The 21,234-nt window shown below is 48.0% G+C and carries 14 protein-coding genes; 6 read left to right on the top strand and 8 right to left on the bottom strand.

The annotated features are described in order from the left end of the window. Positions 1 to 3: 3 nt before the first annotated feature. Entirely contained in the window at positions 4 to 4,560 is a 4,557-nt protein-coding gene (locus tag ACTUJZ_RS06940; RefSeq protein ID WP_463635569.1) for a chemotaxis protein CheB, read from the bottom strand. A gap of 204 nt (positions 4,561 to 4,764) precedes the next feature. Here ACTUJZ_RS06940 and ACTUJZ_RS06935 point away from each other — a divergent pair, with 204 nt between their 5' ends. Both ACTUJZ_RS06935 and ACTUJZ_RS06930 read left to right on the top strand, forming a co-directional pair. Continuing rightward, positions 4,765 to 5,376: an OB-fold-containig protein gene (locus ACTUJZ_RS06935; protein WP_463635568.1), complete on the top strand. Its 612-nt coding sequence runs from the start codon at positions 4,765 to 4,767 to the stop codon at positions 5,374 to 5,376. A gap of 21 nt (positions 5,377 to 5,397) precedes the next feature. Further along, the gene (locus ACTUJZ_RS06930; protein WP_463635567.1) at positions 5,398 to 7,167 is read left to right on the top strand and encodes a flotillin family protein; all 1,770 of its coding nucleotides are present in this window, start codon (positions 5,398 to 5,400) and stop codon (positions 7,165 to 7,167) included. Positions 7,168 to 7,332: 165 nt separating this feature from the next. Here ACTUJZ_RS06930 and ACTUJZ_RS06925 read toward each other — a convergent pair whose 3' ends face one another. Both ACTUJZ_RS06925 and ACTUJZ_RS06920 read right to left on the bottom strand, forming a co-directional pair. Then, on the bottom strand, positions 7,333 to 8,751 hold the full coding sequence (locus tag ACTUJZ_RS06925; RefSeq protein WP_463635566.1) for an MBL fold metallo-hydrolase RNA specificity domain-containing protein: 1,419 nt from the start codon (positions 8,749 to 8,751) through the stop codon (positions 7,333 to 7,335). 182 nt (positions 8,752 to 8,933) lie between these two features. Beyond that, positions 8,934 to 9,656 (bottom strand): helix-turn-helix domain-containing protein, encoded by a 723-nt coding sequence (locus tag ACTUJZ_RS06920; protein WP_463635565.1) that lies wholly within the window; start codon positions 9,654 to 9,656, stop codon positions 8,934 to 8,936. Positions 9,657 to 10,128: 472 nt separating this feature from the next. On the opposite strand from ACTUJZ_RS06920, the gene ACTUJZ_RS06915 reads away from it, so the two are divergent. The 4 genes from ACTUJZ_RS06915 to ACTUJZ_RS06900 all read left to right on the top strand — a co-directional run bounded on the left by ACTUJZ_RS06915 (position 10,129) and on the right by ACTUJZ_RS06900 (position 16,633). Further along, positions 10,129 to 10,596 carry a c-type cytochrome gene (locus tag ACTUJZ_RS06915; RefSeq protein WP_463635564.1) on the top strand — a complete coding sequence of 156 codons (468 nt, stop codon included), beginning with the start codon at positions 10,129 to 10,131 and terminating at the stop codon, positions 10,594 to 10,596. Positions 10,597 to 10,697: 101 nt separating this feature from the next. Next, a complete protein-coding gene (locus tag ACTUJZ_RS06910; RefSeq protein WP_463635563.1) occupies positions 10,698 to 12,281 on the top strand; it encodes a Na/Pi cotransporter family protein in 1,584 nt (527 codons plus the stop codon). A 225-nt stretch (positions 12,282 to 12,506) separates the two neighbouring features. Further along, positions 12,507 to 13,484 carry a universal stress protein gene (locus ACTUJZ_RS06905; RefSeq protein ID WP_463635562.1) on the top strand — a complete coding sequence of 326 codons (978 nt, stop codon included), beginning with the start codon at positions 12,507 to 12,509 and terminating at the stop codon, positions 13,482 to 13,484. Between the two features lie 395 nt (positions 13,485 to 13,879). Next, positions 13,880 to 16,633, top strand: a complete 2,754-nt coding sequence (locus ACTUJZ_RS06900; RefSeq protein ID WP_463635561.1) for a cation-translocating P-type ATPase — start codon at positions 13,880 to 13,882, stop codon at positions 16,631 to 16,633. Here ACTUJZ_RS06900 and ACTUJZ_RS06895 read toward each other — a convergent pair. Genes ACTUJZ_RS06895 through hypB form a run of 5 tightly spaced genes read right to left on the bottom strand, consistent with a single transcriptional unit; the run spans position 16,573 to position 21,217 of the window. Then, positions 16,573 to 17,865 carry a Ni/Fe hydrogenase subunit alpha gene (locus tag ACTUJZ_RS06895; RefSeq protein ID WP_463635560.1) on the bottom strand — a complete coding sequence of 431 codons (1,293 nt, stop codon included), beginning with the start codon at positions 17,863 to 17,865 and terminating at the stop codon, positions 16,573 to 16,575. The genes ACTUJZ_RS06900 and ACTUJZ_RS06895 overlap by 61 nt on opposite strands. Positions 17,866 to 17,868: 3 nt before the next feature. Beyond that, the gene (locus ACTUJZ_RS06890) at positions 17,869 to 18,663 is read right to left on the bottom strand and encodes an NADH-quinone oxidoreductase subunit B family protein (protein ID WP_463635559.1); all 795 of its coding nucleotides are present in this window, start codon (positions 18,661 to 18,663) and stop codon (positions 17,869 to 17,871) included. Between the two features lie 4 nt (positions 18,664 to 18,667). Continuing rightward, positions 18,668 to 19,492 (bottom strand): FAD/NAD(P)-binding protein, encoded by an 825-nt coding sequence (locus tag ACTUJZ_RS06885; protein WP_463635558.1) that lies wholly within the window; start codon positions 19,490 to 19,492, stop codon positions 18,668 to 18,670. Between the two features lie 2 nt (positions 19,493 to 19,494). Further along, positions 19,495 to 20,595, bottom strand: coding sequence for a 4Fe-4S dicluster domain-containing protein (locus tag ACTUJZ_RS06880; RefSeq protein ID WP_463635557.1), 1,101 nt, complete (start codon positions 20,593 to 20,595; stop codon positions 19,495 to 19,497). Continuing rightward, a complete protein-coding gene (hypB, locus tag ACTUJZ_RS06875; RefSeq protein ID WP_463635556.1) occupies positions 20,588 to 21,217 on the bottom strand; it encodes a hydrogenase nickel incorporation protein HypB in 630 nt (209 codons plus the stop codon). The genes ACTUJZ_RS06880 and hypB overlap by 8 nt, the downstream gene beginning before the upstream one ends. Positions 21,218 to 21,234: the final 17 nt, after the last annotated feature.

Below are 21,234 nucleotides of genomic sequence, written 5' to 3'. Positions count from 1 at the left end.
AAGTTAAGGCAATTGGCTACCAAACTTTTCCAGCTCTCCAAGAATAACATCCAGCTGCACCGGTTTATTGAAGTGCCCATCAAAACCAGCAGCCTGCGTGCTACGGCGGGCTTCCTGGTGGCCAAAGCCTGTGATAGCCAAAAATAGCGTATTAGGTTTAAGCAGCGGCTTTAGTAAGCCTATAAGATCTGTTCCGCTGATATCGGGCAAACCAATATCAAGCAGTACTACGTTTGGATCAAATGCCTGACATTTTTCCAGCGCGGCCTGAGCGGTATGATGCACCACTACCTCGCAACCCTTCACCTCAAGAATCATGGCTAACCCATCAGACGCGGTTTCATTGTCATCCACCATCATTACCCGCAACTTATGCAAACAGCTAGCCTCCTGCTTGCTTTGAACAGCACCTGTTGAAGTATCTGTCGTGTTCATAGCCGTGATAATGGGCAAGGTTAATGACACGCTGGTCCCTCGGTTTTCCCCCTCACTGAAGATCGATACTTTCCCCTCATGCAACTCCACAATTTGCTTTACCAACGATAGGCCAATCCCCAAGCCTGGATTTGCGCGGGTCAATTTATTTTTTACCTGTTGAAAAGCTTCAAACACCGTATGGCGGTATTCCATGTTCAAGCCAATTCCAGAATCAGTAACATGGATAGTAAGCATGTCGCTATTGCAGGTAAGCTCAACATCGATAGTGCCCAATTCCGGGGTGAATTTTGAGGCATTGTTCACCACATTATTGATGACCTGTTGAATTCGCATCCGGTCAAGCTGGGTGATTACCTGTTGTTCGGGTAACGACAGACGCAATGTTTGGTTATTATGGCCGACAGTAGTAGCAAAGTTATCCACTACTTCTTCTATCAGGGCATTCACGTTGACCGTGGATTTTTCTAGCCGAATCTCTCCGCGTGTTATGCGCGTCAAATCAAGTAGTTCGTCAAGCAACGATGAGACCAGGCCAACATTACTTTTCATGCTCTTTAATGCCCAGTCTAACTTGCTGCGATCATGGTCGATAACATGGACCGCCGCATTGATGGATGCAAGAGGGTTGCGAATTTCATGGCCAAGTGTAGCCAGAAAATCGTTCTTTTTTTCATTGGCATCCTGCTGTTCTTTGACCGCCGCTTTCAGGGAGGCCTCAAGCTTACGCTGGCGGGTGATATCGGTCACCATGCCAATCATTTTCACCGCCGTATTTCCCTCAAACAACACCTGGCCATTTGCTTCAATCCAGGTCATTTTTTGGGTCAGTGCATTGATAACCCGATAAACCGCATGATAATGACCATCGCCTTGTGGATTTTTGGAGGCTTCAATAGCCTCCATCACGGGTTGCTTGTCATCCTCATGAAGCGCGGCAGCAAAATCATCGACGGTTACTGTATTGCCCCGGATCCCCCAAACGATATAGAGCATTTTATCCCAGTACATGGTGGTTTTTGCGAAGTCCCATTCGAAGGACCCCATGTGACTCGAGTCTTTGGCGATACGCAAACGGTTTTCATTGGCCTTGAGCGCTTCTTCCATCCCCTTACGCTCCAAAGCCACTGACAGGATATTCGCCACCGACATTAAAAAATGTATCTCGTCCTGGCTAAATACGCGGCTGTGGGTTGTGTGCACACTCAACACGCCATAAGGATTCAAACCACTACCCACAGGGCAACTTATACCGCTGGCAATCTTATGTTCTTTAAGTAACGCAGAATGACTAAAGCGTTGCTCTGTGTTTATATTTTCGACGACAATCGGTTTAGCCGACGCCAATGTAAAACCGGCCTGAGAGCCGTCTGAGGTAGAGACTGTAGCATTACCTACCAACCCGCTATTCCACCCTATACCCGCCACTAATAGTAAATTATCCTTTTCAGGCTGGTACTTGAGCACTTTGCAAAACGGGACATCAAGTGTATGAGACACTTCACGAACTAACTGATCCATGAAGGTTTCAGTTCGTTCCATGCTTAGTGCTTTCATACCCAATTGCGCGATAACCGCATGCTGCTGGCTTGATGCCTCCAGCCGGTTAGTTGTTTTTTTAAGTTCGGTAATTTCCGTGAAGGTGATTACCACCCCGTTTACCTGCCTGGATTCTGTCTGATAGGGTAATATCTTGCGTACAAACCATCGGCCTTCCGAATACAACTGCGTCTCACGAGATTCCAAACTATTTAGCACCAGTTTTGCTTCGTGGAGAGTATTCTCATCAAGTAAATCGCGGCAGACCTCGCTAATGGGATGATCGACATCCTGGGAGCCAATACGCAGTAATCGCTCAGCCGCCGGGGTAAAGCGCTTAATCTTAAAATCACTGGATAAAAAGAGCGTGGCCAGATTGGTGCTGGCAAAAAAGTTTTTGATGTCATCATGGGTGGTAGACAGCTCATCGACCTTGTCTTTAAGCTGCGCATTGACCGTGGTCAGTTCTTCATTGAGGGACCGCAATTCCTCGGTACTGGCCTCCAACTCTTCGTTGGAGGACTGCAGCTCTTCATTGGTGGATAAGGCTTCTTCATGTGCTGCTTTTAATTCTTCGGTACTGGTTTCCAGTTCTTCCACCGTGGTTTGCAGCTCTTCTTTGGTTTCTTTGAGCTCTTTTTCCATGGCTTCAATCATGGTGTCCTGGTCCTGATGACTGACTGCACCATTGTGTCCGGCGGGCGTTCCCGTATCGGAGAGTAGCTCTTCAAAACTAATGATCACACTGCCATCGCTGCGACCCTTGTCCAGCGCGGGGGTCACAACACAGCGAAAATTGACTTGGTCGGTGTCCGCAGAGGTGCTTCGCGGGAAACTGACCTCCACCCGCTCGCCGGTTTTTTTGGCTTTGTAGATGCCGCTGCGCATCCGGGTACGCAGGTCGGGTAACAGCATGGCATATAAATCCAGCACTGCCCGCCCTTCCTCAGGAAACTGCAGGAATTTGTTCACATTGCCGTGAAAATAGGTGATGCAATTATGCTCGTTGACAATAATCGATGGCTTAACTGCCAGCAACAGCGTTTTTTGATTCCAGTCAACGTTAGCCACGGTTTTTTCCACTTGTTTAGATTTATTCGATAGCCGGTCCCTGTCTGAATAAAACGAGGGAGAAAATGCCGGCATGGGCTTGTCCAGCTTGCGATTTTTACGGCTAAAAATACGCCACTTTTTCGATAGCGGCGAAAACCCATCTTTGTAGTCGCCAATACTTTCAGAGCTACCTAAAAACAAATAGCCTTTGGGCAATAACGCATAGAAAAATGCTTTTAGCACTTGCTGCTGAGCTGCCTGTTGCAAATAAATCAGAAGGTTGCGACAACTTACAAGATGGAGCCGGGAAAAAGGCGGATCGGCATACACATTTTGCTGGGCAAAAGAAATTACATCACGTATTTGTTCGGTGACTGTGACATAGCCATCTTCGGTTGCACTAAAGTATTTGTTTTTAAGCGGTTCAGGTATCTCAGATACAATACTTTTGGCATACACCCCGCGACGTGCGGTACGGATAGCATCAGCGTCAATATCGGTAGCAAAGATACGCAGCCCCAAGGGCCTACCCGACTTTTCAATGTGCTCAGTCAGCAACATAGCCAGGGTATAGGCTTCCTCACCACTGGCACAACCTGCAACCCACACCCGTATATCCTGACCATCCTCTACTTCATCGATAATGGTTGCCAGCACCTGACCGTCAAGCAGTTCGAACGCTTCAGGGTCGCGAAAAAAATCGGTGACATTGATCAACAAATCACGCATCAGTGCGTTGCGCTCATCATCGCTTTGCCTTAGCAGCGCCACATAGTCAGCCAAACGATGAATCCCTTGCAAGCTCATTCTGCGGTACAAACGGCGTTTCACCGTGCTGTGTTTGTATTGGCTAAGATCAAAATTTTCCTGGGCTTTAAGTAGCGCACAGATTTTATTCATTTCAGTGACCGACCACTCGTCGTTATCGGAAAGCGAGTGGTACGGATGGTTGGCATAATCACTCAACAGCGCGGGAATATCTTCCAACGGCAGGCATTCATCGACCACCCCAGCGAGCACGGCACTGCGTGGCATACTGGCATATTGCGCGCTTTCCGGGGTTTGCACTATCGCCAACCCGCCGGCGGCTTTTAATGCCCGTAAACCGGCAGTGCCATCATTGCCGGCACCTGAGAACAGCAGGCCAACGGCGCGCGACCGGTACGCCTGCGCCAGTGAACGAAACAAATGGTCCACCGCCATGCGTGTGCCGCGATGGTCCTGCTGTTTAACAATATGCAGTGTGTGGTTAGCCACTTCGATAAACTGGCCAGGCGGGATCACATAAGCATGGCCCGGTTTAATTGGCTCATTGTCGACAGCCTGCGTACAGATAAAATCGGTTTCGCGCTGTAATATTTCTGCCAGCATACTGCTGTGCGCAGGATCCATATGCTGCACAATAATAAATGACAACTGGGTGTCATGAGGGACTGCGCTGAAAAAACGTTTTAATGCCTCCAGGCCGCCCGCAGACGTACCCACACCAACCACCAGGTCAGTAGCTTGATTGCGATGTTCATTTTGCGTCACAGGATTCCCGAGGCATAAGTAAAAAAGCCAGCAGCGAAATATGCTGCACTCTAACTAAAATATGCAGCACGATAACGGCAGCGAGCAGATTTGTACAGCGTATCAGTACAGCAAGATTTATCGGCATGAGGCTAATTTACACTGGTATCTGCCGGTAAAGTAGGATAACTTTTAACCAATTGATTTTCATCATGGACGGTGAGCATGTCGCAGTTTTTGCTTAGCGATGCCAATGTGTGGTTCTCTATCGCGCTGGGTGTTGTACTGGTGCTGTTTATTATCGAGCTTATCGGTCTTGCCCTGGGTATCCCCGGATTGGGCGGGCTGGACGATCTGCCTGAACCCGAGGTGGCTGCTGATGTTTCCTCTTTAGCCAGTTGGCTAAATATCGACAAACTTCCCTTGCTGATTTGGCTGATTGTACTGTGCCTGTGTTTTGGCCTTGCCGGGCTGCTGACCAATAGCCTGGCCAACTCCCTGATGGGCTCCGCCTTGCCTCTGTGGGTGTCGCTACCGCTGGCCACCCTTTTAGCGTTTGCCGGTACCGCACGCATTGGCCGGGTGCTGGCGCGCTGGCTACCCAAATCTGAATCCTCCGCCCTGAACAGTGACAATTTTGTTGGCAGTGTCGCCAATATTACTCTTGGCGTGGCCAAAATTGGTAGCCCGGCTGAGGCCCGCCTGGTAGATGAATATTCCCAGCCACACTATGTGTTGGTAGAACCTTTTGATGAAGGTGAGCAATTTAACCAGGGTGAGCGCATCATCCTGGTCAAAAAAGGACCGCGTAGCTGGCTGGCCACGCGCTATAAGTAGTTGACTTAATAGAGACAGAACATGGAAACATTACCTTCTTCAAACATTGCGATGCTGCTGACCATCGTAGGCATTGTGGTAGTCGGTTTACTGACCATCGGACTGATTTTTGCCAAGCTGTACACCCGCGCCACCAAGGAAACCGCCTTTGTGCGCACCGGTCTGGGCGGTGAAAAAGTGATTAAAGACGGCGGCGCCATCGTGCTGCCGGTGGTGCATGAAGTCATTCCGGTGAATATGAATACCTTACGCATTGAGGTGGAAAAAACCCAAAAAGATGCGTTGATTACCAAGGACCGCATGCGGGTGGATGTTAAAGCCGACTTTTACCTGCGGGTCGCCCCCAATGCCAACGGGATCTCCATGGCCGCGCAGACCTTGGGCACGCGTACCACCCGCGCCGAGGAAGTCAAAAAGCTGATGGAATCGAAGTTTGTGGATGTACTTCGCGCGGTGGCAGCGGAGATGACCATGACCGAAATGCATGAACAGCGTGCCGATTTTGTGCAAAAAGTGCAGCAAAGTGTGGCCAATGATCTGGAAAAGAACGGCTTGGAGCTGGAATCGGTAAGCCTGACCGGCTTCGACCAGACTGACCTGGAATTTTTCAACGAAAACAACGCGTTTGATGCTGAAGGCCGCGCCCGCCTGGCCAAGATCATTGAAGAAAAACGTAAAGAAACTAATGATATCCAGCAAGAAAACCGGGTACAAATAGAACAACGTAATTTAGAAGCCGAAAAGCTGTCGCTCAACATTCAGCGCGATGAGCAGGAAGCCCGCATCCAGCAGGAACAAACCCTGGCCTTTAAACGCCAAGAGCAAAAAGCCGAGATTGCCAAACAGCGCGAGCTCAAAGAGCGTGAGGAGCGTGAAGCCGCCATCGCCAAAGAACGCGCCATCGAAGTGGCCGAAATTGAAAAAGCGCGCGAAATTGAGACCCAGGAAATTGCCAAGCGTCAGACGCTGGAGCAAGCCCGCATTCGCCAGCAACAAGAAGTGGAAGTCGCCGAGCAGGTGAAACAAATTGCGGTGGCCACCAAATCAGAAGAAGAATCTGCTGCCCGGGCCAAAGCTGCCGAAGCGGAAAAAGCCAAGGTAGAAAAAATGGAAGCGGTCACCACCGCCCGCCAGATTGCCGAGGCAAACCGGCGCAAAGATATCGAAGTGATTGATGCGCGTAAAGAAGCCGAGCGTGAAGCGGTTGGCATTACCGTAGAAGCCCAGGCCAAGCGTGAAGCAGCCGAGAATGCCGCCGATGCGATCCTTACCGAAGCCAAAGCCCAGGCCGAGTCTAAGATATTGCAAGCTGAAGCCGATGAAAAAGTGCTGGCGGTGGAAGCTGCGGGCAAACAAGCCCTTTACGAGGCTGAAAACTCGCTGAAAAATGAACAAATCGAGCTGCAAAAATCACTCGCCATGCTTAAAGTATTGCCGGAGCTGGTAGCCAATGCGGTCAAACCGCTGGAAAATATCGACGGTATCAAAATTTTGCAAGGCTATGGGGCGGGCCAGTCAGGCAGCGCCGGCCAGGATGGGGTGCGCACCGGCATGGCCGATCAAATCACCCAGGCGGCATTGCAGTATCGTGCTAATGCGCCCATGGTGGATGCCATGCTGCGGGAAGTGGGCCTGGTCGATCAGGACAAAGGCACATTGCACGATTTATTAAATGGCAGCAGCCCAATTATTGCCGGTACTGCCAGCCCTGGCGCTGATGCCATACCACCGGAAACAGCCGACAATAAAAGTGACGCAGTGCCGACCACCCCGAACGGCGCAGCTCAGTAACAAAAAGCAACAACACCATCTGGCTTGTATTTGCCAGATGGTGTGAGCGAGTTCATGTGAGCACAGTTTTTGGGCTTGAGCCTGGTGTACCTACTCACAATCCTTTGCTGACAAAAGCTAAATGATCACCGTTGATGTTGCCCGAGGCAGGTTGCTGTTATGCAGTTAAAACTCAATGGCTTGATGCAAAGAGGGAATTTCAGCCTTCCCTCCCCGTTTAACAATCTCCTTTTGCAGAGTCAACTTAGCATCCTGTTCCCCATGAACTAAAAATAAACGTGGCAGGGGCGGTTCAAACTGACTTAGCCAACTCAGCAGTTGAGATTGACTGGCATGAGCTGAAAACCCGCCCATCGTATGTATAGCGGCACGCACAATGATTGTTTCACCCGCTGTTTTGAAGGTTTTCGCTCCGTCGATTAACGCACGCCCCGGCGTTCCTTCAGCCTGAAAGCCGACAAAGATCACGTGTGCATTGTTGCGCCAAAGATTATGCTTGAGGTGATGGCGAATACGCCCGCCATTGCACATTCCACTGCCGGCAATAATGATTGCGCCTTTTTCTATGCGATTTAAAGCAATAGATTCTTGCGTAGAGGTTGCATAGCGTAAGATAGGTAAAAACGAATGTAAGCTTTTTGCGGCTCGCCCTGGCCCTTTAGAGGCCGTCGATATCGTTGATTTATCGGTGTCATTATAGACATCCTGGTAGCGGTGATAAATTTCGGTTACCGCAATCGCCATTGGACTATCAAGAAATATAGCCTGTTGCCTGAGCTTCCCCTGTTGATACAACTCCCCCAGACGAAAAATAATTTCTTGAGTGCGTCCTACCGCAAAAGAAGGAATAAGAATATTGCCTCCATTGAGGGATGCGGTTTCAACTATAGATTCGAATTCCTCTATGGTCGCTGTAAAAGATCGATGCTCCCGATCGCCATATGTAGACTCAAGTAACAGTACATCAGCGTGCTGAATAATATCTGGGTCTCTTAGCAACGCAGCTTGCGAATTACCTAAGTCTCCTGAAAATACCAATCGCTTTTCGCTCTCAGCCTCGCGAACAGTTATTAAGACGATAGCAGAGCCCAGTATGTGCCCCGCATCAAAAAATGTGACGTAGATATCCTCGGTAACACACACGCGTAAGTGATAAGCGCACCCCTGACAGGCTTCCAGCAATTGCTCAACATCCTGTTCTGTATACAGCGGTTCAATTTCAGTTTTTCCGGCCCGCAAACGACGCTTGTTTTCCCATTCAGCATCTCTTTGTTGCAATGATGCGGCATCTTTTAACAAAACTTCGATTAATTCCAGCGTTGGGCTGGTCATGTAGATCGGGCACGAAGCGCCCTCCTTGATCAGCAGAGGGAGGCGTCCGGAATGATCCAGGTGTGCATGGGATAGCACCACTGCATCAATTTCACTTATCGCAAATGGAAACGGCTGGGTATTCTTACGTTCTTCTTTCTTTCTGCCCTGAAACAAGCCGCAATCTAGAAGCACTTTACTTTTATCGGTTTCTAGCAAGTACATCGACCCGGTCACCCCTTCTACTGCACCCAAAAATGTTAGTAAAGGCATAATTGATGTTCTCCGGTGATGCTGCTACTTTCTGTAGGTTGGCTTTTAACGCTGCTTAAGCGAATAAAAATCAGGGCGAATTCATAACAAAAAAAGATTCAGCGAGTGTTTCACGCCCCTGCTCAGCATTGCTAATATCTCACTCAACCTTCAAATTTGTTGATAGTGTTTTCCAATGAATTTTATTGTGTACAAGCTAATCCACAGGCTATTTGATCGAGTTGATCCCTGTCGGTTATCACGCAAAATCGGTTTTCAATTTGAATTATCTTTTGTTTTTGCAACCTTGTAAGAAGCCGACTCAGGGTTTCTACCGCCATCCCTAAATAGTTGGCAATATCCGCGCGCGTCATGGTCAAGTTAAACTCAATGGCCGAGAAGCCCAGAATGGCAAAACGATTGGATATGTACAGTAAGAAGCTAGCTAAGCGCCGCTGACTGCTGAAGTGGGATGTGGCAGTGTGCAGCTGACCCGCATGATTAATCGCCCGGCTCATTAAGTGCACTATAGAGGCACGAAATTCAGTAGATTCAGCAAGCAGCTTATCAATAGTACGAATGCTGATATAACTCACACTGCTTGATTCAAGAAATTGCACCGTGTGCACAAATCGACATTTATCTAACGCATCTAGCCCAATTACGTCTCCCGGGTAAAAAAAATCTGTAAGCACGCAATGTGCTTGCGATGTAATTTGAAATCCTTTTGCCGAGCCTGACCGCAGCAGGTAAATACCGTCGCAGATCCCGCCTCTTTCAACCAAACATTGGTTACGTCGATAGATCCGGTGGGAGCCTTGAACATGGTTTAGCAAGTGCATTTGGCCAAGCGTGGACGTAGGACCGAGTCGATTTTTGTCGTCGCGAGCTGAATCTACTGCGTCCAAAAACGATACTGTGACCATAAAATTCTGCCGGTAAGTCGTCGTTAAGCATTATGAAACAATTAAAATTTGCTGGCTTCGTAGCACGTCCAGGCAGGCTACTTTTTCACTTTGTTTCATGGAGGTAATACTATCTTATAGTACAAAAATACAACCTGCGCACAGCGGGCAATGGCCTAAGCTATTCAATAGGTGATAGCGTAATGCCAGCAATCGCAAATTTATCAAAGCGCTGTTCCTAACTGGGGCAATTTTTATTCTAAGAGGCTGCTGCATTATGTTGCTCATCAACAGGCCGGCATTATAAGAGGCGAGCGGCTGAAAAAGGCTTTAATACTTAAACCATTTAGGTGCCAAAGTGTCTGTGTGCGACTTGAAGTGAAGTAAGGCGAAATATTGGGTAAAGCTTGACCCACATCAACACATGTTTGCGATGGGGTTTCATAATCAATTTGATGAGCGTTGAAATTTATTTTGTGGGAAGGGGAGTCGCATGATTTTAAAGTCTATTTTGCTTGCTAGTGTCCTACTTAGCATGGCTGCTTGCAGTCAAGGCCCCGACTCGCCAAGAGGCTTCAGCCTGCCAAAAGGTGACTCTGAAGCGGGCAAACAAGTTTTTATGCAATACCAATGTATGGCGTGTCACGATGTGGCAGGTGTCGATAGGGCAAGCCTTGATGATGATATGTTACAGCTGCCGCGAGCAATACCGTTAGGTGGCGAGACCACCAGAGTGACAACCTATGCTGAATTAGTCACTGCAATTATCAACCCTTCACACAAAATTTCCCGAGGCCTCAAATCTCAAACAACTACAGCCGAAGGCAAGTCAAAGATGCCCAGCTACAATGATGTCATGACCATTGCTGAGCTGATAGACCTGGTGGCTTATCTTCAGCCCAAATATGAGGTAAAACCGGTTACATATACCCACTATGGCCAATACCGCCCACCACACTAAAAAAGGCTTAGTTAACCAGCGGGAGTCTTGCCCTAGGGTATGGCAATGCTGTCAGCTGACCGGGACAAGGTTGAGCAGATCTAAGGTCTGCTTAGACGTTGATGCCTGAGTGGATAGGCCTGCCGACCACCCTTCTGGGGGGCGTAGGTCTTTTCCTGGTGGGCATGGTTATTATGACGGATGGCTTACGTAACCTGGCGGGTAAGTCTATACGTTATAATTTGATGGCGTTTACTAAAAGCCCATTCTCGGGTGTTTGTTGTGGTGCTCTGAGTACTGCGCTGGTTCAGTCCTCTAGCGCGGTCACCGTGGCAACCGTTGGCTTTGTCAGGGCGGGTCTAATGGACTTTAGCCATGCTGTCGGCATAATTTTTGGTGCAAATATTGGTACCACGATCACCGGCTGGCTAGTGTTGCTCTTTGGCTTCAAGCTTAAAATCGGTTTACTGGCCTACCCGTTTGTCTTCATCGGGATCTTGATGAAACTTTTTGCCACAGGCCGACTTGGGGCTATCGGCCTGGTGTTAGCGGGCTTCGGTCTTATTTTCACTGGAATTGATACGCTGCAGGATAGTATGAACAACCTGCGCCCAGCGGTGGAGTTTTCCAATTTTCCCTCCGCTAGTTTTGTTGACCGAATAAGTATCGCCCTGGCTGGTATTATATTTACCCTTATAACGCAATCCTCAAGTGCTGGGGTCGCCGCTACATTAGCGGCTTTATTCGCCGGAGTACTTCATTTTGAACAGGCGGCAGCACTTGTAGTTGGGATGGATATTGGGACTAGTGTAACAGCCGTACTTGCAACAACGGGCGCGTCAGTCGAAGCTAAGCGAGCCGGATTTTCGCACGTTGTGTACAACCTGCTCACAGGCGTTACAGCACTACTTTTCATTCCCATATTTATGTGGGGATGGGAAGCTTGTTTTTCGGGCCCTCCTGCCTATCATGCAGAGGTTGCTCTTATTACCTTTCATAGCTTATTCAATATTTTGGGAGTTATTATTATGCTCCCGTTTATTAGCTACTTTGTGTTACTAATGCGGTGGCTTTTTCCTGATAAATCAGGCTTGGAAAGCCTTGATAACAGCCTGCTTCAACAACCGGAACTCGCATTAGATGCCACGCACAAAGCGTTTAACGCAATCTTTTGTTCATTATCCAAATATCTCATCACGCTATTAAAAGCCTCCCGTGAGGCAAGCTACACGCCTCTTCCACAATCACGAAAACAGATTCAGGCTGCTGAACTATTCATCGATGAGATTGAGCTGCCCCATGGTGAAAGACGTCAGCGAATCCGCCTGGTTGAGAGTATCCATAGCTTGGATCATATTCAACGGCTACTTGAACGCTTAGAAGAAAACCCTCCAGCAATTGGCCAGGCCAGGAGGCATTTCGAAGTAGACCAATTAGTGCAAAGGCTGCACTGTGCTCTGAATAATCTCGACGGATTGAAAAATATCAGGGATTGGCAAGCTAAAACGCAGGAGCTTAAAACACTTGTTAATGAGTTTGGAGCTGTTTACCGCCCTTTGCGCCAGTCGATGCTATCAGACATAGCAAATGGTTTGTTAGATATCCCAGACGCTTCAGCCACACTGGATGCCCTCCGTTGGCTGGAAAGAGTAGTGGAACACTTGTACAAAATACTGAAGCACCTCACAAAGTCAATCGAAGCCTGAATACCCGGCTTTTAAAGTGGTTCTTAAGCCACAACACTAATCGCGTTGGATAGCAAAAAAGCTTTTATTGATCCACATCAACCATTAAAGGAAGAGACTGCCTACAGTGAATACAAGGGACATTAATATCCTACAATGCGAGCATGCTGTAGCTTGGCAGCTGAGGAGGGTGTCAAAGACGGGTCCGGGCTGATCTTAGAGTATTCTTACTGGCAGATTTTTCACATGAATAAACGAATGATAGCGGTGGTAGACCAGGCTTCGCTGGATGACGATAAAATCCCGGTTACACTAACCAGAGCATTGCAATTAGCGCCTGATGAAGGCAGCGAAATTTTGCTAATTGTATGTTTACATTTCTCTGTCCTTACAGCCACCCACCTACTTAACCCTGCGCAGTATGAAAAGGTACAACAAGGCCTGACTGACCATTATAGGGATAAACTGGAAAAGCTGGTGCGTAGATCAGACTCTCATGTGACTATCAAAATAGAAGTGACGTGGCAGACGCCAGCCTATCGAGCCATTATTGACATCGTTAAATCATACCAGCCTGATCTATTGCTTAAAGAGGTAAATGAGCACGGTGCAATAGCACGTCGCCTGGCAAACCTCACCGATGTTCAACTAATGAAAGAAGCTCCGGTTCCCACACTGCTAGTGAAAAATGAAGGCCGAACAATCACTGGTCCTGTACTGGCATGTTTAGATCCACTGCACCGGCTGAATGCCAAAACTCAGCTTGATCGAAAAGTTCTAAAGGCTGCATGCATGCTTGCTAATCAGCTTCACACACCTATTCATGCCATCCATTGTTTTGACCCGGGCTACTGGGAGATTCTTTTAGAATCCGTCAATACAGCCGAGATTTGGGCGGATATTTTTCCCTTAGAGCACCATGGCGATACAGGTAATGTTATCGATTTACTCAGAAACCGCCATCGCGAAGAATTTGAGAATGTGTGCCTACCCTTTATAACCAATGCTGAGCATATTCACTTGATAAACGGAGAGGCAACCACTCAAATACCTTTGCAAGCAACAAAGTTACGCGCCAGCATCGTTGTAGCAGGTACCACATTCAGAACCGGTTTTATTGGAAGCACCGCCGAAGAGCTAGTGGATTCTATAGACTGCGATATTTTAACTGTCAAACCGTTGGACTTTGACCCAACCCTCGTACCGAAAACAAAGAAGGAGTAATCGAGCGAACGCATGGCTCTCCATGTCTGCTTATTACTGCCCGGCCTGCTGCAATACAGCTATTATCTTTTCGCAATAAGGTGCGACCAATTTAGTCCAGAGCGTCTACACTTATTCAACAGGAATCCGCCAACGCCTTGCATATCTTTCGGACAATATAATGAATTGTGTCCCATGCCAACTATCTAAGCTAACTGATATCTTTACTTGCAGTGATGTTTGGTGCGCCTTTAATCCGCGAGCGATTGACTGTCGCTATTGCGCCTGGTCAGCGAGTGGTTGGGTAGTGCTGTACCACCCCATACGACAACCAGCCAGCGCCATAATCTTGCGGAACAATAACAATAACCGCCAGCTTCGGATGAGGGATACTGCATCCCTGCACGAGTACAGTTATGCACCAGCTTAACGGTTACCATGCAATTGAGGCTGAAGAAGTGTTGCAAACACTCGCCACCAGCAAAGACGGCCTTAAAAGTCCATTAATTCCCGCCCTGCAGCAGCGGTACGGTAAGAATATTATACCTCAGGCTCCTCCCACTCCAGCCTGGCGGCGTTTTTTGCGTCAATTTCATAATGTACTGATTTATGTGCTCATTTGCAGCGGCATAGTGAGTGCTTTGTTGCAACATTATATCGACAGCGGCGTAATCTTAGGTGTAGTGGTGGTTAATGCGGTAGTGGGCTTTATCCAAGAGGGCAAGGCAGAAGATGCGCTTCGTGCAATATTGTCTATGACTCGTTCACGATGCATGGTAATACGTAATGGAAAGCCCACCACCTTGGATAGTTGCGAGTTGGTACCCGGCGATATTGTTCTTCTGCAGGCAGGGGATCGCGTCCCAGCAGATCTGAGGTTGTTCATGTGTAAAGATCTTCGGTGTGATGAGTCGACACTCACCGGCGAGTCTTATGCTGTTGCAAAACAACCTCAAACAGTAGCGCCCTCGACGCCACTAGCGGAGCGCACAAACATGGCATTCATGGGCACGATGGTGACCTATGGCCTTGCTCGCGGAGTTGTAATCCGTACGGGTCTTCATACCCAAGTAGGCAAAATCAGCAAGATGGTTCAAAGCGTTTCTCTGGTGGCGACCCCCCTCCAGCAACAGCTGACTCGCTTTGCTCACCAGCTTACTGTAGCGATCATAGCATTCGCTCTGTTGAACATAACGCTAGGCGTAACGATTCATGATTACTCTCTAAAAACTATGTTTCAGGCTGCTATCGGCATTGCGGTGGCTTCCATCCCAGAGGGTTTACCCGCTATTGTAACTATTGCATTGGCTATTGGCGTGCAGCGAATGGCAGCCAACAAAGCATTGGTAAGGCGGCTGCCCTCGGTCGAGGTATTGGGCTCGGTTGATGTAATTTGTTCTGATAAAACAGGCACGCTAACCGCCAATGCGATGACGGCAAGGCGGATATTTGCATTAAATGGGGAATATCACGTAACTGGGGAAGGATATCGCCCTGAAGGCGCCATAGTGCATACAAAGAGCAACCAGCAGAAGCGCTGGGATGACGACCCTTATTTATCTAGAATCTGTATTATTTCTGCATTATGCAACGATGCGCACCTTCAAAACGAGAAGGCCGACTATGTGTTACATGGTGACCCCACCGAAGGTGCGTTGCTGGCTCTGGCCCTTAAATATGGAGCTTCCCATACGACCTTAAGTGAACAATGGCCGCGAATTGATGTTTTGCCCTTTGAAAGCGAAAGGCGCTATATGGCCACGCTACATCACTCGCCTGATAAGGAGGCAATGCTGTGTGTCAAAGGCGCCCCGGAAAAGGTATTTGAGTTTGCATCTTCTCAATATTTATCCTCCGGCGAAGAATCCTTCAAACAAACGCTTTGGCAAAATGCTGTTGAGGACTTCGCCAGGCAGGGCATGCGCGTAATCGCTCTGGCCCAAAAAGCTCTTCCCAAAAACACCCTGCACCTTCATCAGGCAGATATTGAGAAAGAACTCAGATTAGTCGGTTTAGTAGGAATCAGTGACCCGCCACGTCCTGAAGCCATTCAAAGTATCGCCCAGTGCCACTCTGCCGGCATTCACGTAAAAATGATCACAGGTGACAATCCAGTTACCGCTGCGGCAATAGGTTCGGAACTTGGTTTAAGTACAAATTGTATTTTAACTGGGCAGGATATTGATAACTTAAATGAAGCTGAGCTGCGAACTGCCGCAGAGGTAACCGATGTTTTTGCTCGTACCAGCCCTGCAAATAAATTGCAACTGGTCCATGCATTACAAAACAACCATCACGTGGTTGCCATGACCGGAGATGGCGTTAACGATGCGCCAGCGTTGAAAAAAGCAAATATCGGTGTGGCCATGGGCGACAAAGGAACAGATGCTGCGAAAGAGGCCGCCGATTTTGTACTTACTGATGACAATTTTGTCACCATAGCAAAAGCTGTCAGGGAAGGGCGAAATGTTTACGACAATATCGTCAAATCCATTATTTTTATCCTTCCAACAAATTTGGCAGAAGCGCTTATCATTGTCGTTGCTATTCTTTTAGGACATATGATGCCAATCACTCCTGCACAGATTCTTTGGGTAAATATGGTTACGGCAATCACCTTGGCCTTAGCGCTTGCATTTGAGCGGGCTGAGCGCAATATCATGTTCCGCCCTCCGCGCCCATATGGCCAAGGGCTCTTTTCCCGTTCTGTAGTAGTGCGTATGCTTGTCGTAGGCATAATGGCAGCGAGTATTGTTTATGGCTTATTTTCATATTATCGCGCCAATGGAAGCTCTATCGAGTACGCAAGGACTATCTCAGTTAACGCGCTAGTTATTATCGAAATGTTATATTTATTCAATTGCAGATATTTAATTGAATCCATCTTCACATCAGATTTTTTAAAAGGATTTCAACCGGCATTGATCGCAGCATTGTGCGTATTGCTTGTACAGATGGGATTTACTTACCTTCCAATTTCTCAGCAGCTATTTGGTTTACAAAACATCAATGCTTACGACTGGCTGTTGATATTCTTCATCGCTACACCCGTTTTATTGATTGTAGAGTTCGAAAAATACCTTCAACGACGAATCGGCAATAGCACCTGTCACGTCCGCAGAAACGAGAAATCTAAAAAATGCGTAGAGCACGAAATGCACGGGTCGTAGTTGCGAATTAACTGTTCACAAAATCTTTTTAATTCTTCATCAGTGTGTTTCAACCCAAATCGGCTTACAGTTAATTTCAGATCACGTTCTATTCGGGCTTGATTTTGACTGGTGGGGGGAATAATACAGCAGCTTTCAATCCTCCCTTTTCTGTCAATATTATATGAGTGGTATATCAACCCTCGTGGCGCTTCAGTGCAGGATGCGCAATGTCCGGCTCTGACTTCTACAGGCACGGAAGACGCTCCTCTATACACGGGAAGTTGAAGAATCGATTTTGCTTCATGCAGAGCCCACAGGCATTCCAGCGCTCTAGCTTGAATACTGCAAAACATATTTTGGGTTGGGAAGGTCAGCCCGCACTGCTTTGCAAAAGCTTGCAAGTCTGAGGGCAAATCGTCGAAATTAAGATTCATACGGGCTAACGGCCCCACCAAATAATCTTTACCTTTAAGTAAGGAATAGTAGGCCGTCGAATGCCGCACCTGATGCTCTTTGAAATACTTTGGGTAGTCTTGGGCAGATATATTTAAGCCATCAGACGATCTTATTTTGCCATGATTGATGGGATATTGATGCGAATCTCGCAAGCTCACGGAGGTGAAAGGGTGACTATAATCAGGTAACGTTAGTGATGCGCTCCATTTTACCAGCGCTTCGGCTTTGGTAATAGCAGCATCAACCCTTTGGCCCGCCGCCTGCCATGCCTTGGCATCCGGTAACGTGCTAAATCCCCCCACCTTTAGCCCTATCGGATGAACTGAGCGTCCTCCCAGCAAGCGCATCAGACAATTTCCGGCTTCTTGAATATCCATGCCTCGCCGCAACAAATCGCCATGAGAGCTAGCCATTTGCAAGGCGCTGTCGTACCCATAGTAGTCTGGCATGGCTAAAAAATGAATGTGCAAGGAGTGGCTCTGCAACCATTCACCGAGGTTCATGAGTCGACGCAAAGACTTCAGTCGCTCGGGCAGTTTAACCCCAAATAGAGATTCAAAGGCTAAAATTGAAGTAAGTTGGTACGCCATTGGGCAAATGCCACAAATGCGTGCACTCAGATCAGGCACGTCAGCGAACGATTTGCCCACCAACATACGTTCAAATAGTCTGGGCGGCTCGAAAATCTTTAACTGTAATGTTTTAATGGAGTCTCCACTGGCGGTCAATTCAAGCGCGCCCTCTCCTTCAAGGCGAGTAATAAAAGGGACCTTCAGCTTGATTTTCCGCGCCATTAGCTACTCTACCTGTTTAATATCAATGGCCTGCCAGCGACGAATCTGCTGATTAAATGCTTTAGTATGACTATGAATTCCAGCAAACTTCTGTGCGATGTCTTCAGGCAATAAGCCAAAGCCACTAAAGCGATTAGTTAAGCTCGTGCAATTTGGCTGCTCTGAGGGGCCAAAACATCCGTAGCACTCGCGCCCAAAACGAGGGCAGAGCGCGCCACAGCCTGTTCTTGTCACGGGCCCTAAACAAGGTTCTTTTTTAGTAACCATCACACAAACCGTATTTTGCCGCTTGCATTCCATACACAGTTTTTCGGCTTGTTTATTCGGTAAGACACCACGACTAAGCAACAGAATCATTTGACTGACCTGGGCAATAGTTACAGGACACCCCCACAACTCAAAGTCAACCGCTACGTGTTCAGCCACGCTGCTACAATCAGCAAGTTCATCAATAAACTCTGGATGTGCATAAACAGCCTGTTTCCACAGCTCTTTGTCAGCCATATTGCGTAACGCTTGTATTCCCCCACTGGTGGCGCACGCACCAATACTGATTAACCACCTGGCACGTTCACGAGCCTGTTGCAGGCGATGCAAATCATCTGAGGTCGAGACGCTACCTTCAATAAAGGCGATGTCGACTTGCGAATCCGGCGCATACAAGCCCGCTTCAATAAAATGAATGAAATGGATCTTTTCCAGCAGCTCAAGTAGGTGCGCTCCCTGATTCAGAAAGGCCAGTTGGCACCCAGAGCAGGATGTCAACTTATGAACCGCGACATTGAGCTTTGTAGACATAATTTTAAAAACCTTGTAAACCTAGCCATGGCTTTATTTGCTCGTAGCAAAATACCGGCCCATCCCGGCAGACAAAAAAAGGTCCAAGTTGGCAATGGCCGCAAGCAGCATTTCCACATTGAAAATGACGCTCCATACTCAAAAAAATGTCAGCGGCGGGCACGCCCTGCTTTGCTAGCAGAGGTAGCGCTGCCAGCATCATAATTTCCGGGCCACAAATCATCACTGCGCACTCCTGAGGGGCGTACTCAGCATAGTCGAGTAACCCTGTCACCATGCCCAGCTGCCAGTGGCGTTTTCGCTTATTTTCTTCACTGGCAGCCAATAACACCTGGCAATCACCCATCTTTCGCCACCGGTCGTATTTTGGTTGCCATAAAAGATCATCGTGATGCTTCACACCTTGCAATATCACTATTCGGCGAAACCGATTACGATTGGTCATAGCATAATTAATAGCCGCAACCACCGGCGCGCATCCCAACCCCGCTGTAATAAACACCAAATCTTTACCTTCAAACTGGTGCAACGGCCAACCTCGCCCAAACGGACCTCGTATTCCCAGATAACTTCCTTCCTCCAGGCTGACCATTGCATGGGAGACCCGTCCTACCCCTCTGATAGTATGCATCAGCAACCTATCGTCCCAGCCCATTATCGATATCGGTATTTCCCCAATGCCGGGCAGCGACAACATGTTGAATTGCCCATACTCAAACGTATAGCGTCCCGGGTCAGGAATATTCAGAAAAAGCGTTACCAGACCTGGTGACTCAGTCACTTTGTGTTGTACACAAGCGGTAAACGGGGTGAGCAGGGCTTCAGCCATTATCAACTCAATAAGGCATGAACTTCATCGACCAAATCAATAGCCGCCGGGCACCAGCTAATACAGCGCCCGCAGCCGACGCATCCACTTCGACCATATTGCTGCTGCCACGTGACCAACTTATGAATAAGCCACTGCCGATACCTTTGACTTATTTCTTTGCGAATGGCCTTTCCCGTAATAAAGCCATGTTCCTGACTAAAACACGAGTCCCACAGGCGAGACTGCTCGGTTATTTCCGAATCAGGGCGGATACTGGATTCCTGTTTAGAACAAAAACATGTTGGGCAAACAGAGGTGCAATTACCACATGCTAGACAACGTTGCGCAATGGCCTCCCATTGCTGGCTATCAAGTTGTGCTATTAAGTTGCACAGCGTTTGCTCATCAGGCAAAGCACGCTGTTGAATAGTGGCGGCGGCTAATTGGCGTTGCGCTTGATCAAGGTGAATCGGGGCTTCCTTAAACAACGGTAATGCCTGTACAATTTTATTGCCCACATCGCTCTTAGCGTGGATAAGATAACCTTCGTCAATTTCATCTAACAAAATATCGTAACCATAGGTGACTTCTGGCCCGTCACCTGTGGAAGTACAAAAGCAAGTGGTTGCACTTTTAGAGCAATTAACCGCCACCAGGCATAACTTTTGTCGTTGCGCGCAATACCAGGGGTCTGGAATTTTGCCATGTAAGAAGTGTTTATCCTGAAGATACAATGCTGCCAAATCACAAGCCCTGATGCCGACAATGGCTAATGGCTCAGCGCTAACCTCGGTTGGTGTAAAGCGGATCCCATGTTCATGCTCTTGTCCTGTCCATAGCTCCTGGTGGGGTCTAAATAACCATGGTTTTATACCTTGAGGCCCTGTATTCCAAGAAAAGCAGCGGTGATTTGGTGCTGATGTTGAAATCTGATAGCTCCCTGCTTCAGCCACCTCTTCGACACCCCAGGGCAATTGACTAACATCCTCGATTTTCTCAAATAAAATTGTTCCGTCTCGTAAATGGGGCCCAATAATGCTGTATCCCGCTTCGTGTAGACCCTCGAACAGCGCTGACATGTTTGCTCTTTTTAGCAAGCCGTTACAGGTTTTATCAGGCATCAGAAATAGCCTCTGCAAATTCTCTGATGCCGCTGCCTGTTAGCGCAGACAAATAAAATACAACAGCATGCGGGTTAAGCTTTTTTAGGGAAGCTTCGATTTGCATGACATCTACTGCCAGGTGAGGTAACAAATCCATTTTGTTAATCAGCACCATGTCACACTGACTGAACATATGAGGGTATTTTTCAGGCTTGTCTTCGCCATCTGTAATGGCCATCATTGCGATACGAATAGACTCTCCTAAATCAAAGAGTGCCGGGCAGACGAGATTACCTACATTTTCTATAAAAACTAAGCAATTGGTGCGCAACGGAAGGTGCTGCAAGCCTGAGTGCACCATCTGAGCATCCAGGTGGCAGCCGATGCCGGTATTGATCTGGACCGCTACTCCCCCTGCTTTTTTTATACGCACAGCATCGTTGAGGCTTTGCTGATCACCTTCGATTACCAATAGCTGCCCAGTCTTGAATAGGTGTTGCGAGCTAAGGGTTTCTAGTAATAAGGTTTTACCCGCGCCAGGTGTCCCCATCAAATTTATGCATTTGCTACGCAGAGAACCCAGGAGTTGGCGGTTTTGCATTGCAAACACTTGGTTGTCTTCCAAAATGGCATGCTGCATTTTGAGTGTTACGGCAT

It is taken from the genome of Alteromonas sp. WD8-37, assembly GCF_055326825.1.
This window is presented reverse-complemented; position numbering and strand designations above follow the sequence as displayed.